Below are 20,574 nucleotides of genomic sequence, written 5' to 3' on the forward strand. Positions count from 1 at the left end.
AGGGAACCAAGATCAGCGTACCCATGAAGCAAAAGCGCTGCATGATGAATACCGGATTTTTAGAAGGCGTCCTGCAGACTGGATTTGTATCAATGGCGAATTAATACACACTCATGCGGACGCCCTGATAAAAGACCGTGAGACAATACTTGCTCTTGTGGGCTTTCGATGGCTTGGTTTAGTGATAACAGACAGCGATTAAGATTTCTTAAACGTCGTGTGGCCAACGCAACGAACAGTGATTGCCGATCAGGAAACATTCGGTACACATTACGCATTGATGTTTTAGCGGGTTTGCAAAGATCCGTGAAATTGAAAGTCAAGGCACCTTGTTTTTGTATCAGCACCTCGGCCGCATTCAAGATACGCTCTGATATTTGTTCACTGTCTTTCCACATTATCCATTGCCTTCATAATCCTAACCCTGATCCGTGATTATGTTTACTGACTCTCAACAAGAACACAAGCTGTTTCAGTAATCTTGAACCAACTTGTATAAACCCCATTCAAATTATTTTCCTTGGTTTTGTCATTCGTGATCTGGGTCTTTGTATTGCATGGCAGGCATTGAGCGCCTTTCACCTTTCTTCTCCGCAAATGCGCTGTTTCGCATAAGAATGGGGCTCCCCCCTTACCTGCGCCCAACGATGGATAGTCATCACATTCTCGATGACCTTTAAGTCGATACGATGTATCCCAGTTCAACCACAGTCACCAACTAAATAACTGATCCTAATTGTGCTCCACTTTCTGCAATCCATGACCACCACCCGGGAATGGTGAGGCGTTGTTCATGAAGAACTTCACCCGCCTGATTAGTTGCCACATGTGCTTGCATCGATGATTACGCGTGATGGTTTCATGCAACGCATGCCAGAGCTGCTCGATCTTGTTAACCCAAGGCGAGTACACCGGCTGGAACAGCAGTACGAACTTGGGGTTCTTTGCCAACCATCGCTGTGTTTTTTTGCTCTTGTGGATGATGTAATTATCAACGATCAGCGTGATGCTTTTTGCTCGTCGATACTGCCGTTTTAGCAGCTTCAGCATCGACAAAAACAAGTCTGAATCCTTACTGGCACCTGCCACATAGGACACGCGTCCGGTGCCAGCATGCAGAGACCCTGCCAGGTAGTGCTTTTCATTCTTTCCAGGAGTCGCAACGCGCTTTTGCTTGCCGCGTTCCACCCAGTCAGCACCTAGCTTGGGATTGAGATGGATATCGACCTCATCCTCATAAAAGACTGGATGGTCGACGCTGCATTTCTCCAACGCCTCACGGATACGTGCCAGTTTTTCGGCCTTGTGAGGATCACGAATATGCAGAGTGGGCGCGGCCCTGCGCCAGACGATCCCTAGTTTAGGGAGCCAACGACGCAGTGTTGAAGAGTGCACTTTGAGGTCGAAGAAGCGGTTAACTTCGATAGCCATAAGCTCTGTGCTCCAGCGTGACCGCTGATAACCAATATCTTGAGGTGAAAACTGCAACAACGTCTTGAGCAATGCGGCTATCTCTACGAAAGGCAGGCGGGATGTCCGCCCCCTCGTGGACGACTCCAAGCCCTCCAGTCCAGACTCGGTATACCAAGTGACCCAGCGATTAATTGAAGATCGCGCTGCAGCCAAAAGCCTTGAGACCGAGGTGACTGTATGACCTTCGGCCAACAGTCTTATGGCGGTCAAACGTCTTACTTCATCCTTGTCCTTGGTTTTATGCAGCTTTTTGGTTATCCGGTGTCGCTCAGAACGGTCTCGCAGTGTTAGCATCATGGGGCTCGGCTTCCTTGTCGAACTTTTCTTTTTGGCGATTGATCAGATCGCACAATGGAAGCCGAGTTCCCTCCAAATCTGAGAACTCAGTGATCTACATTTCGGAACAGTTATTTAGCGTCTCACAAAGCTAAAATGGCGCAGTCTCCACCGGTGATCTCTTGTTATTAGTTAGACTAGAGGTATATATGAAAAAGAGCATTGTAGGGATATCTGTCGCACTGATGTGTGCCGCCGGTCTCACGCAAACCGTAAATGCAGCGGGCTTTCCAATGGCGCCTTCTGCCGGAAAATTGGGGTATGTCGTCGTTAACCCATATGGCAATGCACCGCTGAGTGCCATTGTTGACTTAGGAAGTAAAAGGATTTCTGACGTCAAGGTTAAGGTATTAGGCAAAGGCAAAAATGGCGTGCCTGTAGAATACCCTGTTGGATCCCAAATGCTGAACCGACACGATGGTATCCCAGTATTTGGCTTGTACGCTGACCACAATAACAGCGTCGAAGTCGAATACATACTGGATGGTAAGAAAGAAAAAGAAACCTACAGCATCCTAACCGGCCCACTTAAAAACGATTACGTCGACAACCGTAACGTGACCCAGTTGCAAGAAGTGAAGGTAACCAAGGTCGCAAAGGGATTTGAGGACCGGCTTTACTTCGTCAATAGCATGACCACGGTTCCCCAAGGCTCCGATGTCAACTGGCTGCAACCCAAATCCGGTGGTTCCGGCTGGCAAGCACAGCACTCCGCAGGTTCCGTTGCTTTTGATATGGCCCCCTTCAATTACATCGTTGACACTCAGGGCGAATATCGTTGGTGGCTAAACCAGGATGCTACCTATGATTCACGCAGCGTTGACTTCTCGAAGCGCGGTATTTTAATGGGTGTGAACCCCACTTTTGATGGCAAGTTGACCTTCGTACAAGGTCAAACCTTCGGCATGTTCGATCTGATGGGCCGTGTTGACCAAATGGATCTGCCCCGAGGCTATTTGGATACCACTCACGCCATGTGGCCAATGGAAAATGGTAACTACTTGGTACGCGCTGCCAAACGAGCCTACGTGAATCCCGAAGGCCATCTTGTCCACACCGTACGCGACCATATTCTTGAGGTGACCGCCTCCGGCGACTTGGTCGATGTGTGGAACCTTAACAACATCCTTGACCCTTACCGCGATGCCAAGCTGAAGGCGCTGGACATTGGTGCTGTCTGCATTAACGTAGACTTGGAGTCCGATGGTCAAACCATTGATGAGTTCGAGATCGACGCCCCTTATGGTGATACCCCAGGGGTTGGCGCCGGTCGTAACTGGGCTCATGTTAACTCCATCTCCCATGATCCCAGCGATGACAGCATCATTCTTTCGCTGCGACACCAAGGTAACGTCAAGATCGGCCGTGACAAAGAGGTTAAGTGGATCATCGCACCACGAGAAGGCTGGAAAGGTGACTTGGCGAAGAAAGTCCTGACACCGGTTGATAGTAAAGGCCGTAAGATCTCATGTACTGAACAGGGGAAATGTGAAGGCGACTTCGATTTTACCTACACTCAGCACACCACTTGGCTCAGCTCAAAAGGCACCATCACTTCACTGGATAACGGTGATGGCCGTTGGCACACACAGCCTGCTTTGCCCACGCAGAAATACACCCGCTTTGTGGAATACAAAGTTGATGACAAGAAGATGACCGTTGAGCAACTGTGGGAGTACGGTAAGGAGCGTGGCTATGACTGGTACAGCCCTGTAACCTCAAATGCTGAATACCGGGGAGATCGCGATACTATGTTTGGCTTCGGTGGCTCAACGTTCCTGCGTGAACCGGGTCAACGTACCATCGGTCGGATCAACGAGATCGACTATAAAACGAAGAATGTTATGGTTGAGATCGATGTTTATACCGACAAGCCCAATATTACACACTACCGTTCAACCATCATCGATCCTAAACAGATGTTTGGCTTTTAATCGAGTGTTGTAATTTGACTGGCGGCAGGCTTTAGGTGGCCTGCCGCTAATTCTTTGATCTTAGCTATATCTTGTTCTGCGTTATTGAGTAGCTAACCATTATTGCAACTCCTCTTATTTTTATGTTCGCCAGCACCATTGCGATGTTTTTAATTGTCATGAAAATAGGCAAGAAAAAGACTTAATCGCGTTAGCCATTTCCACTTGAGTTTATGTCTGCAATTGAAGTTTGAATTCAAAAGTGCTTGCAACCCCTGTTACATAATGACGGTGATCAATCGAGCTTTTGTGGATTGATTTACTTACATGGAATGTCGTTAATATTGCTTCGGCGGTTGGTTAGAAAGGCCAACGCACTCAATATTTATATTTATTATTAGTTAAAAAGCTGAGATGTCGCCATGAAAAAGACACTGACTGCACTGTTTACTTTGGCTGTTGCCTTTTCTGCCCAAGCCTCAACCTTCAAAGAAGGTGAGCACTATCAGGTATTGAAACCTGAGTTGCAATTCAACGCGCCAAAGGAAGTAAGCAAAATCTATTCTGTGAACTGCCCATTTTGCTACAAATACGAAACCGCCGTTGTTCCAAATATGGTAAAAAACTTGCCTGAAGGCGCAGGCTACGATGGTTACCATATCACCACCAAAACCCCACTGGGTTTGGAGAAGTCTCAAGTTCTCGCTGTGGCTCAAGTGATGGGGAATAAGAAAGGCTACAAAGCCGCCAAAATGGATTACTACAAGCACTTTCATGACGACAAAATGCGCTTTGCTGACAGTGCAGAAGCGATCGCGTTTGGTCTGAAATCTGCAGGTATCAGCAAAGCGGACTTCGATGCGAAAGTGAACACCCCTGAAGTCAAGCAATTGCTGACCAAATGGGACCAAGGCGTTGAAATCGCGAAGATCCAAGGGATCCCTGCTCTGGTAGTAAATGGCAAGTACCTGATCACCACCGCAAAAATCCGCTCCATGACCATGCTCGATGAGATGGTTGCCGAGCTAATGGCCGCAGAATAAGGAATTCGCAGATGGAAATTATCAACTCCCTGTGGCGCAGGTTCAAGGCAGATCCGGTTCCAACCCTATATCGCTGGGCAGATCTGCGTCCGGTATGGCTAATAATGGCCGGTGCGTCCGGCTTTATGATGCTCTGCTCCACCATCTATTTCCAAGGTTGGTTGGCGATGGATCCCTGCGAAAAGTGCGTCTACATCCGTTTGAGCCAGATCTGTATCATTATCGCCGGTCTGTTCTTGGCAATTTCACCTAAGAATCTGATTGTGAAGCTGTTGGGTCTGGCCCTAGCCTGGTGGGCGATCTTCTACGGCCTTAACCATTCACTTGATTACATCGCCAGCCACCACACCATGGACGCGCTGGATTCCGGCATGGACTTCTTCGCTGCCGGTGGCGGTGCCAACGCCTGTGCCACTGAGCCTGCCTATCCATTTGGCCTGCCTCTACACGAGTGGTGGCCCGGCATGTTCGCCATCACCGGTGTGTGTGGTGAAGACGACTGGAGCTTCCTCGGCGGCACCATGGGTCACTGGCTGGTCTTTACCTACAGTATCAAGATCGCTGTACTGGGTATTGTTACCGCAGGTTTTGCCACTGGAGCAGTGAAACTGCGCTCTGCTGCTAGCGTTTAAAGTGTTTGTACAGGTCAAGCCAAAGAATGCACCTGCTGGGCTGTAATCCCAATTAGTTAGGGATCGTTTGACCGCTCCTTTAGTGGTATCAGAATTCGAGTTCTCACCTAGGAACTCGGATTTTTCTTGCTCCTCAGTCAGCTCTGACACACTTCATAGCTTTGCCATCGGCACTTTTTCGGTCTGGTTGGAGTTGCTGGAATCGCAATTGCTCGAGCATTACCGTCCACCAGCCCATAGACGCCCATATCCTCCATGAGGACGTATTGGGTATGGGCCAACCGGCAAAGTACTTGCAAGAGTTTGTCAGCAACAATACCGAGCGAAACAACTTGTTCAACCAGTTGAATGTGCGTATGGGCTATTTCAAAACGCTTGGCCCGGTGAACATGATCGCCTTTTGGGGCGCCGCTAATGTACTCAATACCACGCCGGGATGTGACAGATACATTCTGTTAAGTCAATGGCTTAAGTGGGGATTTTGAAGGCCATATGATGCCGGTGATCGGATTGAAATTCGAAACCACTTGGTAGTGCTTTGGGCGCATAGGCTCGCAAGCTCGAAGCTCTAATTCCTCTGCTTTGCGCGACAGCAAAGCGAACAAAGTTGAGGGGGCTATATATGTGCTATCTGGGGGACGCAGGTGTGGGTCCAGTTGCTCACAGCGGAACATATCCTTGCGAGCAGAACTGGGTTGGCATTAAAAAAGCCCCTAACTCTATGAGTTAAGGGCTTTTCTCGGGTTTGTTAGGTCAAACCCACATACGTATGTTTGGTGGAGTCGGCGGGATTTGAACCCGCGTCCGAAACATCTACGCCGTCGGCACTACATGCTTAGTCACTGATTTATTTAACCTTTCAAGACCCCCAGAGACAGGGTTCTATCGGGTGAGTCCGATTAGTTTTAACGCTTTCCCTACGGACAAAGGGTCCACGCGATCTTACAGGGTTTGACTACCTATGATCTTCAGCCAGTAAGCGGGGCTTCGGAGGTAGGCACTACACAGCTTATTAGGCTGCTAGTGCGTAGTTTTCGTCGTTTGCGACTATTTTTTTGCGGCTTTTTACGTGGCCAACCGCCCCACGGCATGCTCCTAGGGTTTCAAATATCCCGTCGAATCCTAAATCGACCCCAGTTACAGAATTAAGGCTACCACTGTCCGAGCTGAAAGGCAAAGAGGCCTGTACAGATAAACAGCGGTTAGCGCATGGAACCTTTCATAACGCGAGCTTTCTCACGTTGCCAGTCGCGTTCTTTGCTGTCCTGACGTTTATCGTGCTGCTGTTTACCCATCGCCAGAGCGACTTCCAGCTTGGCAAACGACTTGCTCCAGTACAGGGCAACCGGCACCAACGTCAGGCCTTTTTGCTCTACTTGGCCGATCAGGCGATCGAGCTCGCGCCGCTTGAGCAGCAATTTTCGTGGGCGCATCGGCTCACACACCACGTGGGTGGACGCGGTATTGAGTGGCGTGATGTTACAGGCCACCAGATAGGCCTCACCGCGTTGGATGATGACATAGGTATCGGACAGGTTTACTTTGCCTGCCCGCATGGACTTCACTTCCCAGCCTTGCAGGGATAGACCCGCCTCGATCTTCTCCAGAAACTTGTATTCGTGCTTCGCTTTTTTGTTCAGCGCGATCGTGGAGGACGTGGACTGGGATTTCTTTGCGTTTTTCTTAGCCATAGGCCGAGCATTATACCTGTCCTGATCCATTTTGGTATCGCTACAGCTGTGGCAAAATGCGGCTTCGTGATCATGGGAGGGCGCCAATGCCTGAGATTAACCGCAGCGCACTGGTTCGATTCAGTGCGGCGCAGATGTATGCCTTAGTGAATGATGTGGCGGCGTACCCGCAGTTTCTGCCCGGGTGCGTTGGCAGTGAGGTGGTGTCGGTCAGTGATGGCGCTATGCTGGCGTCGGTTTCGGTCAAGAAAGCCGGTATAGCTCAGAGCTTTACCACGGAAAACCGATTGGAGCCGGATCAAGCGATCCATATGGCTCTGAAGGAGGGACCGTTTCGGCAATTAACGGGCAGCTGGCGCTTTACCTCGTTACGTGAGGATGCCTGTAAGGTGGAACTGAGTTTGCAGTTTGAGTTTGCCAACGTGCTGGTGGAGAAGGCCTTTGGTAAGGTCTTTAATGATCTGGCACAGAGTATGGTGCAGTCGTTTTCCCAGCGAGCCAAGGAGGTTTATCATGGCTGAGCAGCCCAATATGACGGTTGAGGTGGTGTATGCCTTGCCCGAACGCGCCTTTTTGCGCACGGTGACGGTGCCGGTGGGGGCCAGTGTGGAGCAGGCGATCCGCGCTTCTGGGGTGCTGGTGCTGCACCCGGAGATCGATCTGACGCAGCAAAAGGTTGGGATCTTCAGTCGCACGGTGAAACTGTCGCAGCCATTGCAAGCCGGTGAGCGGGTTGAGATCTATCGGCCCTTACTGGCGGATCCGCGTGAGGTGCGTAAGCGCCGGGCGGAGAAGGCTAAGGCGGAGGGGAGAGCGGATCAAACCACTGGGGGTAAGCCCAACCCGCTACGCGCGAAATAACAAAAACGCAGCCATCAGGCTGCGTTTTTTGATCGGGAGCCTCGTTTAGGGGCGGCCAGTGTCCAGCGGGGTATCGAACGCCTCGCTGAGCTCATAGTCGCCTTCGACGGTGTTAACGACATCGTCGACAAAGTTGACGAGTAACTCTTTGCGGGTCAGTTCATTGGTGCGACCGTTTTTGAACTGATAGACGTAGTACCAAGTGTCGTCGCCAAAGCTGTCACGTAACACAGGGCGACCCAGTACGAATTCGACCTGTTCTCGGGTCATCCCAACGCGTAATTTTTCGATCTGCACTTGTTCGACGAAGTTACCCTGTGGGATGTCGATCTTGTACACCATCCAGTCAACCACTGAACACCCTGAGACGGCGGTCGTCAGGGCCGCAGCCAATATCAGTTTGCGGAACTGCTTCATGTTGTTCTCTGCGTTTCCTTGTTATTAAGCGCGCATCATACCTTAAGCCTTGGATGCAAAAAAAGGCCAGCGGTTCCCTCGCTGGCCGTTTTATTGTTGCGCTGGCTTAGAGGGCGGCGCGGAAGATCTGGCAGATCTCGTCAAAACTGGCTTGTTTTGGGTTGGTCAAGCCGCAGGCGTCGTTGAGGGCATTGGTGGCCAGCGTGTCGATGTCTTGCTCCTTGACCCCAAGCTCGGTGAGGTTGGCGGGGATCCCAATATCTTTAGATAAGTGGGTGATCGCGTCGATGGCGGCCACCGCCCCTTGCTGATCGCTCAGCGCTTGCGTCTCGACGCCCATCAGTTGCGCCACTTGCTTGAGCCGGCTCGCGGCTACCTGCGCGTTGTAACGCTGTACGTGAGGTAACAGTAGGGCGTTGCAGACGCCATGGGGCAGATCGTAGAAGCCGCCAAGTTGGTGGGCCATGGCATGGACATAGCCGAGGCTGGCGTTATTAAATGCCATCCCTGCTAAAAACTGGGCGTAAGCCATCTGCTCCCGTGCTGCCAAGTCTTGGCCATTGTGAACGGCATTGCGTAGGTTGTCGCTGATCAGGCTGATCGCCTTTTCGGCACAGGCGTCGGTGATCGGTGTGGCGGCGGTGGAGACATAGGCTTCGACGGCATGGGTTAGGGCATCCATGCCGGTGGCGGCGGTCAAGCCCTTGGGTTTGAGCAGCATCAATTCGGGATCGTTGACCGACAGTAGGGGCGTGGTGTTCTTATCGACGATGGCCATCTTAATGTGGCGCGTTTCATCGGTAATGATGCAGAAGCGGGTCATTTCAGAGGCGGTGCCAGCGGTGGTGTTGATGGCAACCAAGGGGAGTTGTGGCTTGGTGGACTGGTCGATCCCTTCATAGTCACGAATGTCGCCGCCATTGCTGGCAACTAGGGCGATCCCTTTGGCGCAATCGTGCGGCGAACCGCCGCCGAGGGAGATCACGAAGTCGCAACCCTGCTGTTTGAGCAGGCTGAGGCCGGCGTTGACGTTGGCCGTGGTTGGATTGGGTTGGACGCCGTCGAAGATGGTGGCGTCGATGTTGTGCTGCTTGAGTTTATCGCGGATCTGGCCAGCGACGCCGAGCTCGACCAGAGGTTTGTCGGTCACGATCAGTGCATGGTGAAAGCCGAGCGCGACGATGTCGGCAATGGCTTCGTCGACCGCGCCGGCGCCGAGGTTGTTCACTGCGGGAATGAAGAATTTGGATGCAGCCAAGGTGATCTCCTTTCAGGGCTAGATTCTGTTATTCAGCTTTAAACTAGCACTCGGGATCGAATTTGATTTTGATGAAGATCGTTTTTGGAGGGCTTTTTAGTCACGAGTGATTCAATTGAGGCTCGAATGACACTGCGCGCCACGATCTTAGCTAGGGCGTGCAGTGTCCAGCCCACTATTGCACTAGTAACTCGCAGGCGTTGGCTCGGGTATTGTCGGTGATGGTATCGCCGCCCAATAGACGAGCCAGTTCGTTGATCCGCTGTTCGCCGTGCAGCGGCACCATTTGGGTTTCGGTGCTGGCGCTTTTGCTCTGCTTGGACACGTACATGTGGTTATGGCCATTGCCGGCGACCTGAGGGAGGTGCGTGACGCAGAAGACCTGGGTGGACTGGCCCAATTGGCGCAGCATCTTGCCGACGACGGCGGCGGTGGGCCCGGAGATCCCTACGTCGACTTCATCGAAGATAAGGGTCGGTGTGGCGACTTTGCGGGCGGTGATCACCTGGATCGCCAAGCCGATGCGAGAGAGCTCACCGCCGGACGCGGTTTTGGCGATGGGTTGCATCGGTTGGCCCGGGTTGGTGCACACCAAAAACTGGACCTTATCGGCGCCTTCCGGGCTGAGGCTGTCTGGGGTGTGGAGGATCTCAATATTGAACTTGGCGTGCGGCATGGCCAGCTCTTTCATGTTGGCGGTGACCAACTTGTCCAGCTCTTTGGCATAGCGGGCCCGGCTTATATGCAGGCGTTCGCCATCGGCTGATACCGTGGTGCGCGCTTGCTCGCGTTGCTGTTCCAGTTGTTCCAACTGGTCGTCGCTGCCGGCGATCTCGGCCAGTTCGTCGGCTAAGGCTTGATGGTGTGCAGCCAGCTCGTTGGCATTGATCTGGTGTTTGCGGGCCAGGGTCATGGCGCGCGAGAGGCGCTGCTCGAGCTCACCGAAGCGCTGCGGATCCATCTCTAGGCTGCTGCGGTAGCTTTCCAGCTCGTTGCTGCTTTCTTGGACTTGTATCAAGCCCTCATGCAGCATGCTGAGTACATCGCCCAGAGCCGGATCGTCTTGTTGCAGTGCCTCGACTTCACCGATCACCTGTGACAGCAAGTTTTGGACTGAAGCTTCCTCCCCTTCGCTGAGCAGGTAGAGTGCGCGTTGGCTCTGCTCAAGCAGGGTGCCGCAATTGGCTAAACGCTTGTGTTCGGTTTCTATCTGTTCAAATTCGCCGGGCTGTAGGGCGAATTCATCCAGCTCTTGGACTTGGTATTCCAGCAATTGGGCGCGGGCCCGGCTTTGTTCTTGGCTGGCCTTCAGTTCGCGGATGGCATTGTCCAGCAGCTTCCATTGCTGATAGCTGTGGCGGCAGGCCTGCAGCAAACGTTCATGCCCAGCGTATTGGTCTAGCAGTGAGAGCTGGATCTCGCTGTGCAGCATGCTGTGGTGGGCATGCTGGCCGTGGATGCTCACCAGCAGCTCACCGAGGCCTTTCAGTTGGGCTAGGGGAACGGGGTGGCCGTTGATCCAGGCGCGTGACCGGCCTTCGCTGGAGATGGCGCGTCGCAGGATGCACTCTTCGTCATCTTCTAAGGCGTGGTCCTTGAGCCATTGACGGGCCACGGGGATCTTATCCAGATCAAAGCGGGCGGACAGTTCGGTACGATCGGCCCCCGGCCTGACCATGCTGGCCTCTCCCCGACCTCCGAGACAGAGGCCCAGAGCGTCGATGGCAATGGATTTACCGGCGCCGGTTTCACCGGTAATGCTGGTCATTCCCGGGTGAAGATCCAATTCGAGGAACTTCACGATGGCGAAGTTATTGACCGTCAATTGTGCGAGCATGGTGCATCCCTGTACGGATAAACATGAGTACTGTATGTGAGTACAGTATATGTGGAAAAAGTGGACAGTAAAGGCCGAACGGCAAAAATGTGAGTTGGTGATGTGTTTGGTTGGGACGGGGCAGTGGCAGTAGAGCGGACAGATCGTGCCGCTTTGCGCGGCGAGCCGGAGTCGATGGCCGAGGGTATTGACTCCGGCTCGAGGAGAGCGCTGTTGAAATAATGTGGGAACGTCCGGCCCGATCGGCGTCGGGCCCTTTGGCGCGGTGACGGGCTCTGTGCCTGCCGAGCGGGAGCAGATCTTAGAACAGTTTGCTGCCCCAGCCCAATTTGCTGCGCAGTACTTCGAAGTAGCTGCGGCCTTTGGGGTGAACCAATCGCAGGGCGTGATCGGCCTTGCGGATGATGATCTCATCGCCCGGCAAAGCGGCTAAGGTGACGTGACCGTCGCAGCTGACTTCCAGTGCCCGCTCTCCCATGTCTGGTGAGGCGATCAGCTTTACCTCACTGTTACCGTCGACCACGATCGGTCGGCCCGACAGGGAGTGGGGAAACATGGGTACTAGGATATTGGCGTTCAAATTGGGGGTGAGGATCGCCCCGCCCGCCGACAGTGCATAAGCGGTGGAGCCGGTCGGGGTGGAGACGATCATGCCATCGGCCCGTTGGCTGTACATGAATTGACCGTCGATGTAGACCTCAAATTCAATCATGTTCGCCACCCGACCGGGGTGGAGGACCGCTTCATTGACGGCGCTGTTGGACGCCTTGAGCGCGCCATGGCGATAGACTTCGGCTTGCAGCAGGAAGCGGTGCTCGGTGTCGTATTCTCCTGCCAGTACCTTAGCGAGGGCTGGCTCGAAGTTTTCCGGTGGCAGATCGGTCAAAAAGCCGAGGTTGCCACGGTTGACGCCGATCACGGCGACGTCATAGCGGGACAGGACTCGAGCGGCACCGAGCATGTTGCCGTCACCGCCGACCACGATCACCAGATCACAGCGCTCACCCAGGGCATTGAGTGAGAGCGTTTCCGCGGTGTTGTCTTTGAGCTGACGGGCAACCCGTTGCTCGATCAAAACCTCAAACCCTTGATCATGCAACCACTGGTGCAGCGTGGAGATGGTTTGGTTGGCGCCGGCGTGATTGGGTTTGCCGATCAGGCCAATGGTATGGAAGTGCTTAGACATGGAAGATCCGCAAGTTAATGGCCTTGAAGTGGCAAATTTCGTCCCCATAATAGGCTCAGTGTTTTTGTGAATAAAGTGGTTTGGCGGAGTTGTGATGAGCGACGAGCAGCAAAAAGTAGTGGATCAAGAAGAAATTACGGCTCAGCAGGAAGAGCAGGCTGAGGTAGAGAGCGCGGCTGAGCCGGTTGAGGTGGACCCTCAAGCCGAGCGCATCGCCGAGTTGGAAGCGGAATTGGCTGCTGCGAAAGCGGAGATCGCTGGGCAGAAAGACAGCGTGATCCGCGCGGCTGCGGAAGTGGATAACATCCGCCGTCGTAGCGCGCTCGATGTGGAGAAGGCGCGTAAGTTTGCGCTGGAGAAGTTTGCCAACGAATTGCTGCCTATCTTGGACAACCTAGAGCGTGCTCTGGATGTGCCAAACAAAGAAGACGAGGCCGTTAAGGCGGTGCTGGAAGGTGTTGAACTGACCCAGAAGAGCTTCCTGGCCGGCGTAGCAAAATTCGGCGTCGAAGCGGTGGATCCTATGGGTGAAAGCTTTAACCCGGATCTGCATCAGGCGATCTCCATGGTGCCAAACCCTGAATTCCCTGCCAACTCCGTGATGGCGGTGATGCAAAAGGGTTACACCCTCAATGGACGCTTGCTACGTCCGGCAATGGTGATGGTGTCTCAGGGCGGCGGCGCGGCACCGTCGGTGGATACTAAGGCGTAAGCACGCTGAGACATGAGAAAAGCAGCCTAAGGGCTGCTTTTTTTGGTTGGGGGCCGCTCAATACCAGATGATGGGGAGCGGGCTTTGCAGCTCGGCGAGACTGGCCTCGATCTCTTGGTATTTGAGCTCGACCCACTCGGGCACGCCGTGGGGACGTTTCAGCGGTTGCCTGCGTGGATCCCGCGGGCTGATCACCATCTCGATTTTATCTAGGCCGATGTCGTGCGCCAGCACAAACAGCTCTTCGATGCTCTCATCTCCCATGGCCAGGCAGCCCCAAGACACATCGCGGCCATGAATAAAGATATTGCCGCCCAGATCGTCACGCTGCTCCAATGCGCCGTAATGGCGGTCCATCGAGTTGGGGTAGTTGATCCGCAGTGAGAGGTGGAACTGGCTGTTGGGGTTGGCGGCATCCAGTCGATATACCCCTTCCGGTACCTGAAGATCGCCTTGGCGCATCTTCGGACGCAGGCTGCCACTGGTTTTGACGATGGGATAATCGCGCAGCTTATGCCAGAGCTTGTTCTCGTCTTGCAGCCAGATCTCGAGCTGCTGCTCCTGTTTCAGCGCGACCCACTTGGAGGCGATGAACGAGCGATGATCGGGCAGGCTCTCCCAATGGGGCGCCAGTCGCTCTCGCGCTTGTGGGCCGTATTGGCTGAGTACGGCATCGACCGTGCGCCCCTGACCCCAAGCCATGACAGGGAGCAACAACAGTAATAAAGAGCCAAGCCTAGCGCGCAAAATTCCACCTCGTTTATTCAACTGCGCGCCATTGTCCACAGTTAAACCCGTCATTCAATCCCTGATCCTCGCCAATAAGCATACGCTGGGATCGAAAAAGCCCGCAAGTCGCGGGCTTTACTTGGTAATTTGACATTGATGCGGCTAAGCAGCGATCGCCGTGATTGGGATCTTGGGCAAACCCTGGCTCAGGGTTGCTGGCGGGTGGGGGCCAAGACGATCTCGCGAATGCACACGTTTTGTGGTTGCGCGTAGGTATAGCTGATGGCGTTGGCGACGTCGATCGGGGCCAGAACTCCGCCCATCACGTTCTCTTTCCAGTCGTTGTAGCCGGCTTTGATGTCGTCACTGGTGGTGTGGCTGAGCAGCTCGGTTTCGACCGCGCCCGGTGCGATGGTGATCACCCGAACGTCGTCCAGTGCCACCTCTTCGCGAATGTTCTCGGAGATGGCGTGTACCGCAAATTTGGTGCCGCAGTACGCCGCGTGGTTGTCGAAGGTCTTGCGACCCGCGATGGAGCTGACGTTGATGATGGTGCCGGTTTTGCGCTCACGCATCTTAGCCAGTACCAGGTGGATGCCATTGAGCAGGCCCATCACATTGACGTCCAGCATTTTTTGCCACTCGGCCGGATCTTGGCTTGCGGCCTGACCGAGCAGCATCACACCAGCATTGTTGATCAGGCAATCGACCGGGCCGTATTGCGCTTCGGCGGCCTCAATGGCACTGGCAAAGCTGGTGCGATCGGTAATATCCACCTTGCGGCACAGGGTATTGGGCAGATTCAATGCCTCCAGACGTTCAACCCGGCGGGCGATCAGCAGCAGCGGGTGTCCCAGAGTAGACAGGGTGCGGGCGGTGGTTTCACCGATACCAGAGCTGGCACCGGTAATGACGATCAGTGGCTTAGACACAGGGGGGGGATCCTCGCGGTCAGACAGCCCCGTTGGCTGTCGTGAAGGCGCTCACTATAGTCAGCCTGAAAGTCAGGCTAAAATACTTTGTTTCTCTGCTTATGATAGGTAAAGACTATGGAGCTGCGCCGACTGCGCTGCTTCGTTGCCGTGTTCGAAGAGCGCGACATCACGGTCGCTGCCCAGCGCTGTTTTGTTTCTCAGCCTTCGCTATCTAGCTCAATCAAACAGTTGGAGCAGGAATTGGGGGCGGCATTGTTCGTACGCCATAAGCGAGGGGTGGATCTGACCGACGATGCCCATCAGTTGTACCCATTGGCCTGCCGCTTGCTAGCGCAGGCAGATCAACTGCCTCAGCTATTTGCCGAGCGTCTGGCGCGGGTGAAGATCCGTCTGGCACACTTTCACGATCTCAGCCCCAGCTTGCTGGGTCAATATATTCAGCGTTGTTTAGCGTCGGATGCTCAGATCGAGCTGGAGTTGTGTGATCACGATGATCTGGCAGTGGATGGCCGGTTGACGCTGGATGTCCTGAAGCGAGACGACGAACTGTTTGTGCCTTTGTGGGAGGAGGATTACTTGCTGTGTGTGCCGCGCGGGCACGCGTTGGCGCAGCAAAGCTCGGTGAGTCTGGCGCAGCTGGACCACTACCCATTTATTGAGTGTGCGGCGTGTGAGGCCCATCAGCAGACCTTAAGCTTGTTGGCGGCCGGTGGCTTTGCGGTGGATCTGGTGGCCAAGGCGGCGCACAAGACGCAGGTGCGTCATCTGGTTGAAGCGGGTGTGGGGATCTCCTTTCTGCCCAGCGGTGTGCTGGAGCGTAGCGATGCGCTGGTGGCGGTGAGCTTGGATGCACCACGGATGTTTCGGCGGATAGGCTTGTGCCTCAGTGCGAGCTCCGCGGAGAGTGAGCCGGCGAACACTTTGCTGCACGCGGCATCGTCTGATGCCGGCAAAAAATGAACAGATGGATGTGGGGTGGCTCAAGTGCTTGGGCCACCCCATTCGCGCATGGCACGGTGGTGTTATTGAGCGCGCTGGCGCAGGGCACTCAGTTTCGGCCCTAATTGCTGCAATAGGAGTGCGGTGACGATCAGGCACAGCCCGGCAATGGTGGCGCTGGCGATCTCCTCTCCGAGGATCTGCGCAATGAAGAACAGCGACAGGAAGGGACCAAGAAACGCCAGATTGGTCAAAGGCGCGGTACGCTCTGCGCTGCGCATGGCCGTCAACCACAGCACGAAGGTGATCCCCATTTCAAACAGGCCGACATACACAGCGCCCACCAATCCTTGCCATGCCGGCAAGTAGAGCTCGCCACGCCAGGCACAGACCGCGATGATGCAGGGCAGGGCTACCAAGAAACTCAGCAGCAGGCTGGCAACGGGATCGCCTTTATCCTGGGTGTTGACGATCCAGTACAGTGACCAGAACAGGGTCGACAGCAGCGCCAGCCCGACACCGAGCGGGCTATCGAATTGCAGACTGGCGATGTTGCCACCGGTGGCGATCACCACCACGCCGATGTAGGCCGCCACGGCGGCGATCACATCCCAGCTGCGCAACTTTTGTCCCAGCATGGGGACGGCCAGCAGGCTGAGCAGGATCGCCCAAGTGTAGTTGAGCGCTTGGGCTTGCTGGGCCGGCAGCAGATCATAAGCAGCGAACAGCGCCAGATAATAGAAGAAGGGGTTCAATAGGCCACTTTTCACGAACTGCGACGGATTGGCGCGCCATTGGCGGGCCAGCAGATGCAGCTTGCCTTGCAGGAGTAAGATCAGCGTCAGGCCAACAGCGGAGCTCAGGCTGGCAAACAGCAGCAGTTGCACTGGGCTCATGTGGGCCAGAGAGAGTTTGAAGGCCGTGGCCACCGTCGACCAAAGCAAGACGGCGCCGATCCCGAATTGCATGGCACGTTTTTGGTTTTTCACCATAACAGATAAGGCGTTGAGGTTGGGGGAGCGGATGGGCGGCGATTATACCGGTTTGGACGTCGCGGCGAAGCGCACAGACATTTTTTTTCATTGAGCCCCTTGAAAGGCGGATCAGCGGCCCCATTTATCTGTCAGCACTGGGTGACGGAAATTAATTTTGGCGACCTCCCTTGAAAGGGAACGCCCCCGGCCCCAAATCCCTATTAACTGTTAAGCACCTCGTTGTTTGAAGATTTTTGGAGGCACTCGATGGGTAAGATCATCGGTATCGATCTGGGCACCACTAACTCCTGTGTGGCCATTCTGGATGGCGACAAGCCACGTGTTATTGAAAACGCCGAAGGCGATCGCACCACCCCGTCCGTTATCGCGTACACCGATGGCGAGACTTTGGTCGGTCAGCCGGCTAAGCGTCAGGCGGTAACCAACCCTCACAACACCATGTACGCGATCAAACGTCTGATCGGTCGTCGCTTTAAAGACGAAGTGGTTCAGCGTGACATCGATATCATGCCGTTCAAGATCGTCGAAGCCGACAACGGTGATGCTTGGGTTGAAGCCCATGGCAACAAGATGGCTGCCCCTCAGGTGTCTGCCGAAGTTCTGAAGAAGATGAAGAAGACCGCCGAGGACTACCTGGGCGAGGAAGTGACCGAGGCGGTGATCACCGTTCCTGCGTACTTTAACGATTCTCAGCGTCAAGCCACCAAAGATGCCGGTCGCATCGCGGGCCTGGACGTGAAGCGCATCATCAACGAGCCGACTGCGGCTGCCCTTGCTTACGGCATGGACAAGAAGCAGGGCGATAACGTTATCGCGGTATACGACTTGGGTGGTGGTACCTTCGATATCTCCATCATCGAGATCGATGAAGTGGATGGTGAGCACACCTTCGAAGTACTGGCCACTAACGGCGACACCCACTTGGGTGGTGAAGACTTCGATAACCGCATGATCAACTACCTTGCGGACGAGTTTAAGAACGAGCAGGGCATCGATCTGAAAAACGATCCGCTGGCGATGCAGCGTCTGAAAGAAGCCGCTGAAAAAGCCAAGATCGAGCTGTCTTCTGCACAGCAGACCGACGTCAACCTGCCGTACATCACGGCCGATGCGACCGGTCCTAAGCACATGAACATCAAAGTAACCCGCGCCAAGCTGGAATCTTTGGTTGAAGATCTGATCGTGCGCTCTCTGGAGCCGCTGAAGGTGGCCCTGCAGGATGCGGATCTGTCCGTATCCGACGTGAATGACATCATCCTGGTGGGTGGTCAGACGCGTATGCCTAAGGTTCAGAAAGCCGTTGCGGACTTCTTTGGCAAAGAGCCACGCAAAGACGTGAACCCGGACGAAGCGGTTGCCATGGGCGCTGCGGTACAGGGTGGCGTTCTGGCCGGTGACGTGAAAGACGTATTGCTGCTGGACGTTTCCCCACTGTCTCTGGGTATTGAGACCATGGGCGGCGTGATGACGGCGCTGATCGAGAAGAACACCACCATTCCGACCAAGAAGTCTCAGGTGTTCTCCACGGCCGAAGATAACCAAGCTGCCGTGACCATTCACGTGCTGCAAGGTGAGCGTAAGCAGGCACAGGGCAACAAGTCTCTGGGTCAGTTCAACCTGGAAGGTATCCAGGCGGCGCCACGTGGTATGCCACAGATCGAAGTGACCTTCGACATCGATGCCGACGGCATTCTGCATGTATCCGCCAAAGACAAGAACACCGGCAAAGAGCAGAAGATCACCATTCAGGCGTCCTCCGGTCTGTCTGAGGACGAGATCAATGCGATGGTGAACGACGCGGAAGCGAACGCGGAAGAAGACAAGAAGTTTGAAGAGCTGGTACAGGCTCGTAACCAAGCGGACGGTCTGGTTCACGCCACCAAGAAGCAGGTTGAAGAGGCCGGTGAAGCCTTGCCAGCGGAAGACAAAGCCAACATCGAAGCAGCCATGGCTGCGGTTGAAGAAGCCGTTAAGGGCGACGACAAAGAAGCGATGGAAGCCAAGACTCAAGCACTGATCGAAGCGTCTGCCAAGTTGATGGAGATCGCTCAGCAGCAGGCGCAAGCCCAGCAGCCGGGTGCTCAGGCGGAAGCCGGTGCCGAGCAGCAGGCGAAGCCAGCGGATGACGTGGTTGATGCTGAGTTTGAAGAAGTGAAAGACGACAAGAAGTAATTCTTTGTCTTACGCTTCTTAACATACCCCATTAAGCGGGCGACCGGCCTTTCCCGGCCGCCCGTTTTGCTATCCAACAAGGGATCACGGCAAGCAAATGTCAAAACGCGATTTTTATGAAGTGCTGGGCGTGGCTCGCGATGCCAGCGAGCGCGACATCAAAAAGGCTTATAAGCGCCTGGCGATGAAGTACCACCCGGATCGCAACCAGGGTGATGCGGCGGCGGAAGCCAACTTTAAAGAGGTCAAGGAAGCGTACGAGATCCTGACCGATGAGCAAAAGCGCGCTGCCTACGATCAGTTTGGCCACGATGGTGTCGATCCTAACCGCGGCGGCGGCTTTGGCGGTGGTCAGGGCGACTTCGGCGATATCTTTGGCGACGTCTTTGGCGATATCTTTGGTGGTCGTCGTGGCGGCGGACGCCAGCAGGCGCGCGGTGGCGCCGATCTGCGCTACAACCTGGAGCTGAACCTGGAAGAGGCGGTGAAGGGCTGTAAGAAAGAGCTAAAGATCCCATCCTTGTCCGGCTGTGACAGCTGTGATGGTACCGGGGCGAAGAAGGGCACCAGTGCAACGACCTGTGGCACCTGTCACGGTCAGGGTCAGGTGCAGATCCGCCAGGGCTTCTTTGCCGTGGCGCAGACCTGTCCATCCTGTGGTGGTCGCGGCAAGGTGATCAAAGATCCGTGCACCAAGTGCCACGGTCAGGGCCGGGTTGAGAAGACCAAGACCCTGTCGGTCACCATTCCTGCCGGCGTCGATACCGGCGATCGCATTCGTCTGTCTGGCGAAGGCGAAGCCGGTGAGATGGGCGCGCCAGCGGGCGATCTCTATGTGCAGGTGCACATCAAAGAGCATCCGATCTTTACCCGTGATGGCAACAACCTCTATTGCGAGGTGCCGATCACCTTCGCCAATGCGGCGCTGGGCGGTGAGATCGAAGTACCGACGCTGGACGGTCGCGTGGCGCTGAAGGTGCCGGCCGAAACCCAGACCGGACGCATGTTCCGCTTGCGCGGAAAGGGCGTGAAATCGGTGCGCAGTCACGCCGTTGGCGATCTGATCTGTAAGGTTGTGATCGAGACACCGGTGAAGCTGACTGAGCGTCAAAAAGAGCTGCTGCGCGAGCTGGATGAGTCTTGCGCCGCTTCGGCCAAACGGCATAAGCCGAAGGCGGAAGGGTTCTTTGATGGTGTGAAGAAGTTCTTTGATGATCTGACCAGTTAACCCTGGGGCAGCGATAGAGAACAAGCCGCGGTTGGGTTTCCCTGCCGCGGCTTTTTTCTGCGCGCTAAAAACTGTATGCTGTGGAGGAATTAATACCAATTCCATTATCTATTTGGTCAGTCTGGCCCATTCCCTGCTGCAAAGATGCCGCACTTGTTCTGCATCTTTTCGAAAGCTGTTCCAAGCATCTGCAACCTGGTCGACAATGTGGTCATAG

Annotated in this window: 19 protein-coding genes and 1 other RNA gene; 10 read left to right on the plus strand and 10 right to left on the minus strand. The window is 54.6% G+C overall.

Annotated features, from left to right (window positions below; all coding sequences use genetic code 11):
* Positions 1 to 202 (plus strand): hypothetical protein (locus tag ABEA08_RS07390; RefSeq protein ID WP_345334649.1); only part of this gene is annotated, 202 nt, incomplete at its 5' end.
* A 530-nt stretch (positions 203 to 732) separates the two neighbouring features.
* On the opposite strand, the gene ABEA08_RS07395 is transcribed toward ABEA08_RS07390, so the two are convergent.
* Positions 733 to 1,770: an IS630 family transposase gene (locus ABEA08_RS07395; RefSeq protein ID WP_345334650.1), complete on the minus strand. Its 1,038-nt coding sequence runs from the start codon at positions 1,768 to 1,770 to the stop codon at positions 733 to 735.
* Between the two features lie 188 nt (positions 1,771 to 1,958).
* Here ABEA08_RS07395 and ABEA08_RS07400 point away from each other — a divergent pair, with 188 nt between their 5' ends.
* The 3 genes from ABEA08_RS07400 to ABEA08_RS07410 all read left to right on the plus strand — a co-directional run bounded on the left by ABEA08_RS07400 (position 1,959) and on the right by ABEA08_RS07410 (position 5,397).
* Positions 1,959 to 3,743: an aryl-sulfate sulfotransferase gene (locus tag ABEA08_RS07400; protein WP_345334651.1), complete on the plus strand. Its 1,785-nt coding sequence runs from the start codon at positions 1,959 to 1,961 to the stop codon at positions 3,741 to 3,743.
* Between the two features lie 401 nt (positions 3,744 to 4,144).
* Entirely contained in the window at positions 4,145 to 4,765 is a 621-nt protein-coding gene (locus tag ABEA08_RS07405) for a thiol:disulfide interchange protein DsbA/DsbL (protein ID WP_345334652.1), read from the plus strand.
* Positions 4,766 to 4,776: 11 nt separating this feature from the next.
* On the plus strand, positions 4,777 to 5,397 hold the full coding sequence (locus ABEA08_RS07410; RefSeq protein WP_345334653.1) for a disulfide bond formation protein B: 621 nt from the start codon (positions 4,777 to 4,779) through the stop codon (positions 5,395 to 5,397).
* A 774-nt stretch (positions 5,398 to 6,171) separates the two neighbouring features.
* On the opposite strand, the gene ssrA is transcribed toward ABEA08_RS07410, so the two are convergent.
* Positions 6,172 to 6,532, minus strand: a transfer-messenger RNA (tmRNA) gene (gene ssrA, locus ABEA08_RS07415).
* Positions 6,533 to 6,599: 67 nt separating this feature from the next.
* Positions 6,600 to 7,088: an SsrA-binding protein SmpB gene (smpB, locus tag ABEA08_RS07420; protein ID WP_345334654.1), complete on the minus strand. Its 489-nt coding sequence runs from the start codon at positions 7,086 to 7,088 to the stop codon at positions 6,600 to 6,602.
* A gap of 86 nt (positions 7,089 to 7,174) precedes the next feature.
* On the opposite strand from smpB, the gene ABEA08_RS07425 reads away from it, so the two are divergent.
* Both ABEA08_RS07425 and ABEA08_RS07430 read left to right on the plus strand, forming a co-directional pair.
* A complete protein-coding gene (locus ABEA08_RS07425) occupies positions 7,175 to 7,609 on the plus strand; it encodes an SRPBCC family protein (RefSeq protein ID WP_345334655.1) in 435 nt (144 codons plus the stop codon).
* Positions 7,602 to 7,949 (plus strand): RnfH family protein, encoded by a 348-nt coding sequence (locus ABEA08_RS07430; RefSeq protein WP_345334656.1) that lies wholly within the window; start codon positions 7,602 to 7,604, stop codon positions 7,947 to 7,949. The genes ABEA08_RS07425 and ABEA08_RS07430 overlap by 8 nt, the downstream gene beginning before the upstream one ends.
* Before the next feature lie 45 nt (positions 7,950 to 7,994).
* Here the strand turns inward: ABEA08_RS07430 and ABEA08_RS07435 are convergent, their stop codons facing one another.
* From ABEA08_RS07435 to nadK, 4 genes are all read right to left on the minus strand, one after another.
* Positions 7,995 to 8,366, minus strand: coding sequence for an outer membrane protein assembly factor BamE (locus tag ABEA08_RS07435; RefSeq protein ID WP_345334657.1), 372 nt, complete (start codon positions 8,364 to 8,366; stop codon positions 7,995 to 7,997).
* Positions 8,367 to 8,472: 106 nt separating this feature from the next.
* Positions 8,473 to 9,624, minus strand: a complete 1,152-nt coding sequence (gene yiaY / locus ABEA08_RS07440; protein WP_345334658.1) for an L-threonine dehydrogenase — start codon at positions 9,622 to 9,624, stop codon at positions 8,473 to 8,475.
* Between the two features lie 175 nt (positions 9,625 to 9,799).
* Positions 9,800 to 11,461 (minus strand): DNA repair protein RecN, encoded by a 1,662-nt coding sequence (gene recN / locus ABEA08_RS07445; RefSeq protein WP_345334659.1) that lies wholly within the window; start codon positions 11,459 to 11,461, stop codon positions 9,800 to 9,802.
* 301 nt (positions 11,462 to 11,762) lie between these two features.
* Complete coding sequence (gene nadK / locus ABEA08_RS07450; RefSeq protein ID WP_345334660.1) at positions 11,763 to 12,647, minus strand: NAD(+) kinase; 885 nt, start codon at positions 12,645 to 12,647, stop codon at positions 11,763 to 11,765.
* Positions 12,648 to 12,741: 94 nt separating this feature from the next.
* Here nadK and grpE point away from each other — a divergent pair, with 94 nt between their 5' ends.
* Positions 12,742 to 13,359 (plus strand): nucleotide exchange factor GrpE, encoded by a 618-nt coding sequence (gene grpE, locus ABEA08_RS07455; RefSeq protein ID WP_345334661.1) that lies wholly within the window; start codon positions 12,742 to 12,744, stop codon positions 13,357 to 13,359.
* A 57-nt stretch (positions 13,360 to 13,416) separates the two neighbouring features.
* Here grpE and ABEA08_RS07460 read toward each other — a convergent pair whose 3' ends face one another.
* Positions 13,417 to 14,160 carry a L,D-transpeptidase family protein gene (locus ABEA08_RS07460; RefSeq protein WP_345334662.1) on the minus strand — a complete coding sequence of 248 codons (744 nt, stop codon included), beginning with the start codon at positions 14,158 to 14,160 and terminating at the stop codon, positions 13,417 to 13,419.
* Positions 14,161 to 14,294: 134 nt separating this feature from the next.
* On the minus strand, positions 14,295 to 15,020 hold the full coding sequence (locus tag ABEA08_RS07465; protein WP_345334663.1) for an SDR family oxidoreductase: 726 nt from the start codon (positions 15,018 to 15,020) through the stop codon (positions 14,295 to 14,297).
* A 117-nt stretch (positions 15,021 to 15,137) separates the two neighbouring features.
* Between ABEA08_RS07465 and ABEA08_RS07470 the strand changes: the two genes are divergently transcribed.
* Positions 15,138 to 15,983, plus strand: coding sequence for a LysR family transcriptional regulator (locus ABEA08_RS07470; RefSeq protein ID WP_345334664.1), 846 nt, complete (start codon positions 15,138 to 15,140; stop codon positions 15,981 to 15,983).
* Positions 15,984 to 16,045: 62 nt separating this feature from the next.
* Here ABEA08_RS07470 and ABEA08_RS07475 read toward each other — a convergent pair whose 3' ends face one another.
* Positions 16,046 to 16,930: a DMT family transporter gene (locus ABEA08_RS07475; RefSeq protein WP_345334665.1), complete on the minus strand. Its 885-nt coding sequence runs from the start codon at positions 16,928 to 16,930 to the stop codon at positions 16,046 to 16,048.
* Positions 16,931 to 17,203: 273 nt separating this feature from the next.
* Here ABEA08_RS07475 and dnaK point away from each other — a divergent pair, with 273 nt between their 5' ends.
* Both dnaK and dnaJ read left to right on the plus strand, forming a co-directional pair.
* Entirely contained in the window at positions 17,204 to 19,129 is a 1,926-nt protein-coding gene (dnaK, locus tag ABEA08_RS07480) for a molecular chaperone DnaK (RefSeq protein WP_345334666.1), read from the plus strand.
* Between the two features lie 97 nt (positions 19,130 to 19,226).
* A complete protein-coding gene (gene dnaJ / locus ABEA08_RS07485; RefSeq protein WP_345334667.1) occupies positions 19,227 to 20,357 on the plus strand; it encodes a molecular chaperone DnaJ in 1,131 nt (376 codons plus the stop codon).
* Positions 20,358 to 20,574 lie beyond the last annotated feature (217 nt).

The sequence above is a fragment of the Ferrimonas pelagia genome (assembly GCF_039543565.1).
Taxonomy (GTDB): domain Bacteria; phylum Pseudomonadota; class Gammaproteobacteria; order Enterobacterales; family Shewanellaceae; genus Ferrimonas; species Ferrimonas pelagia.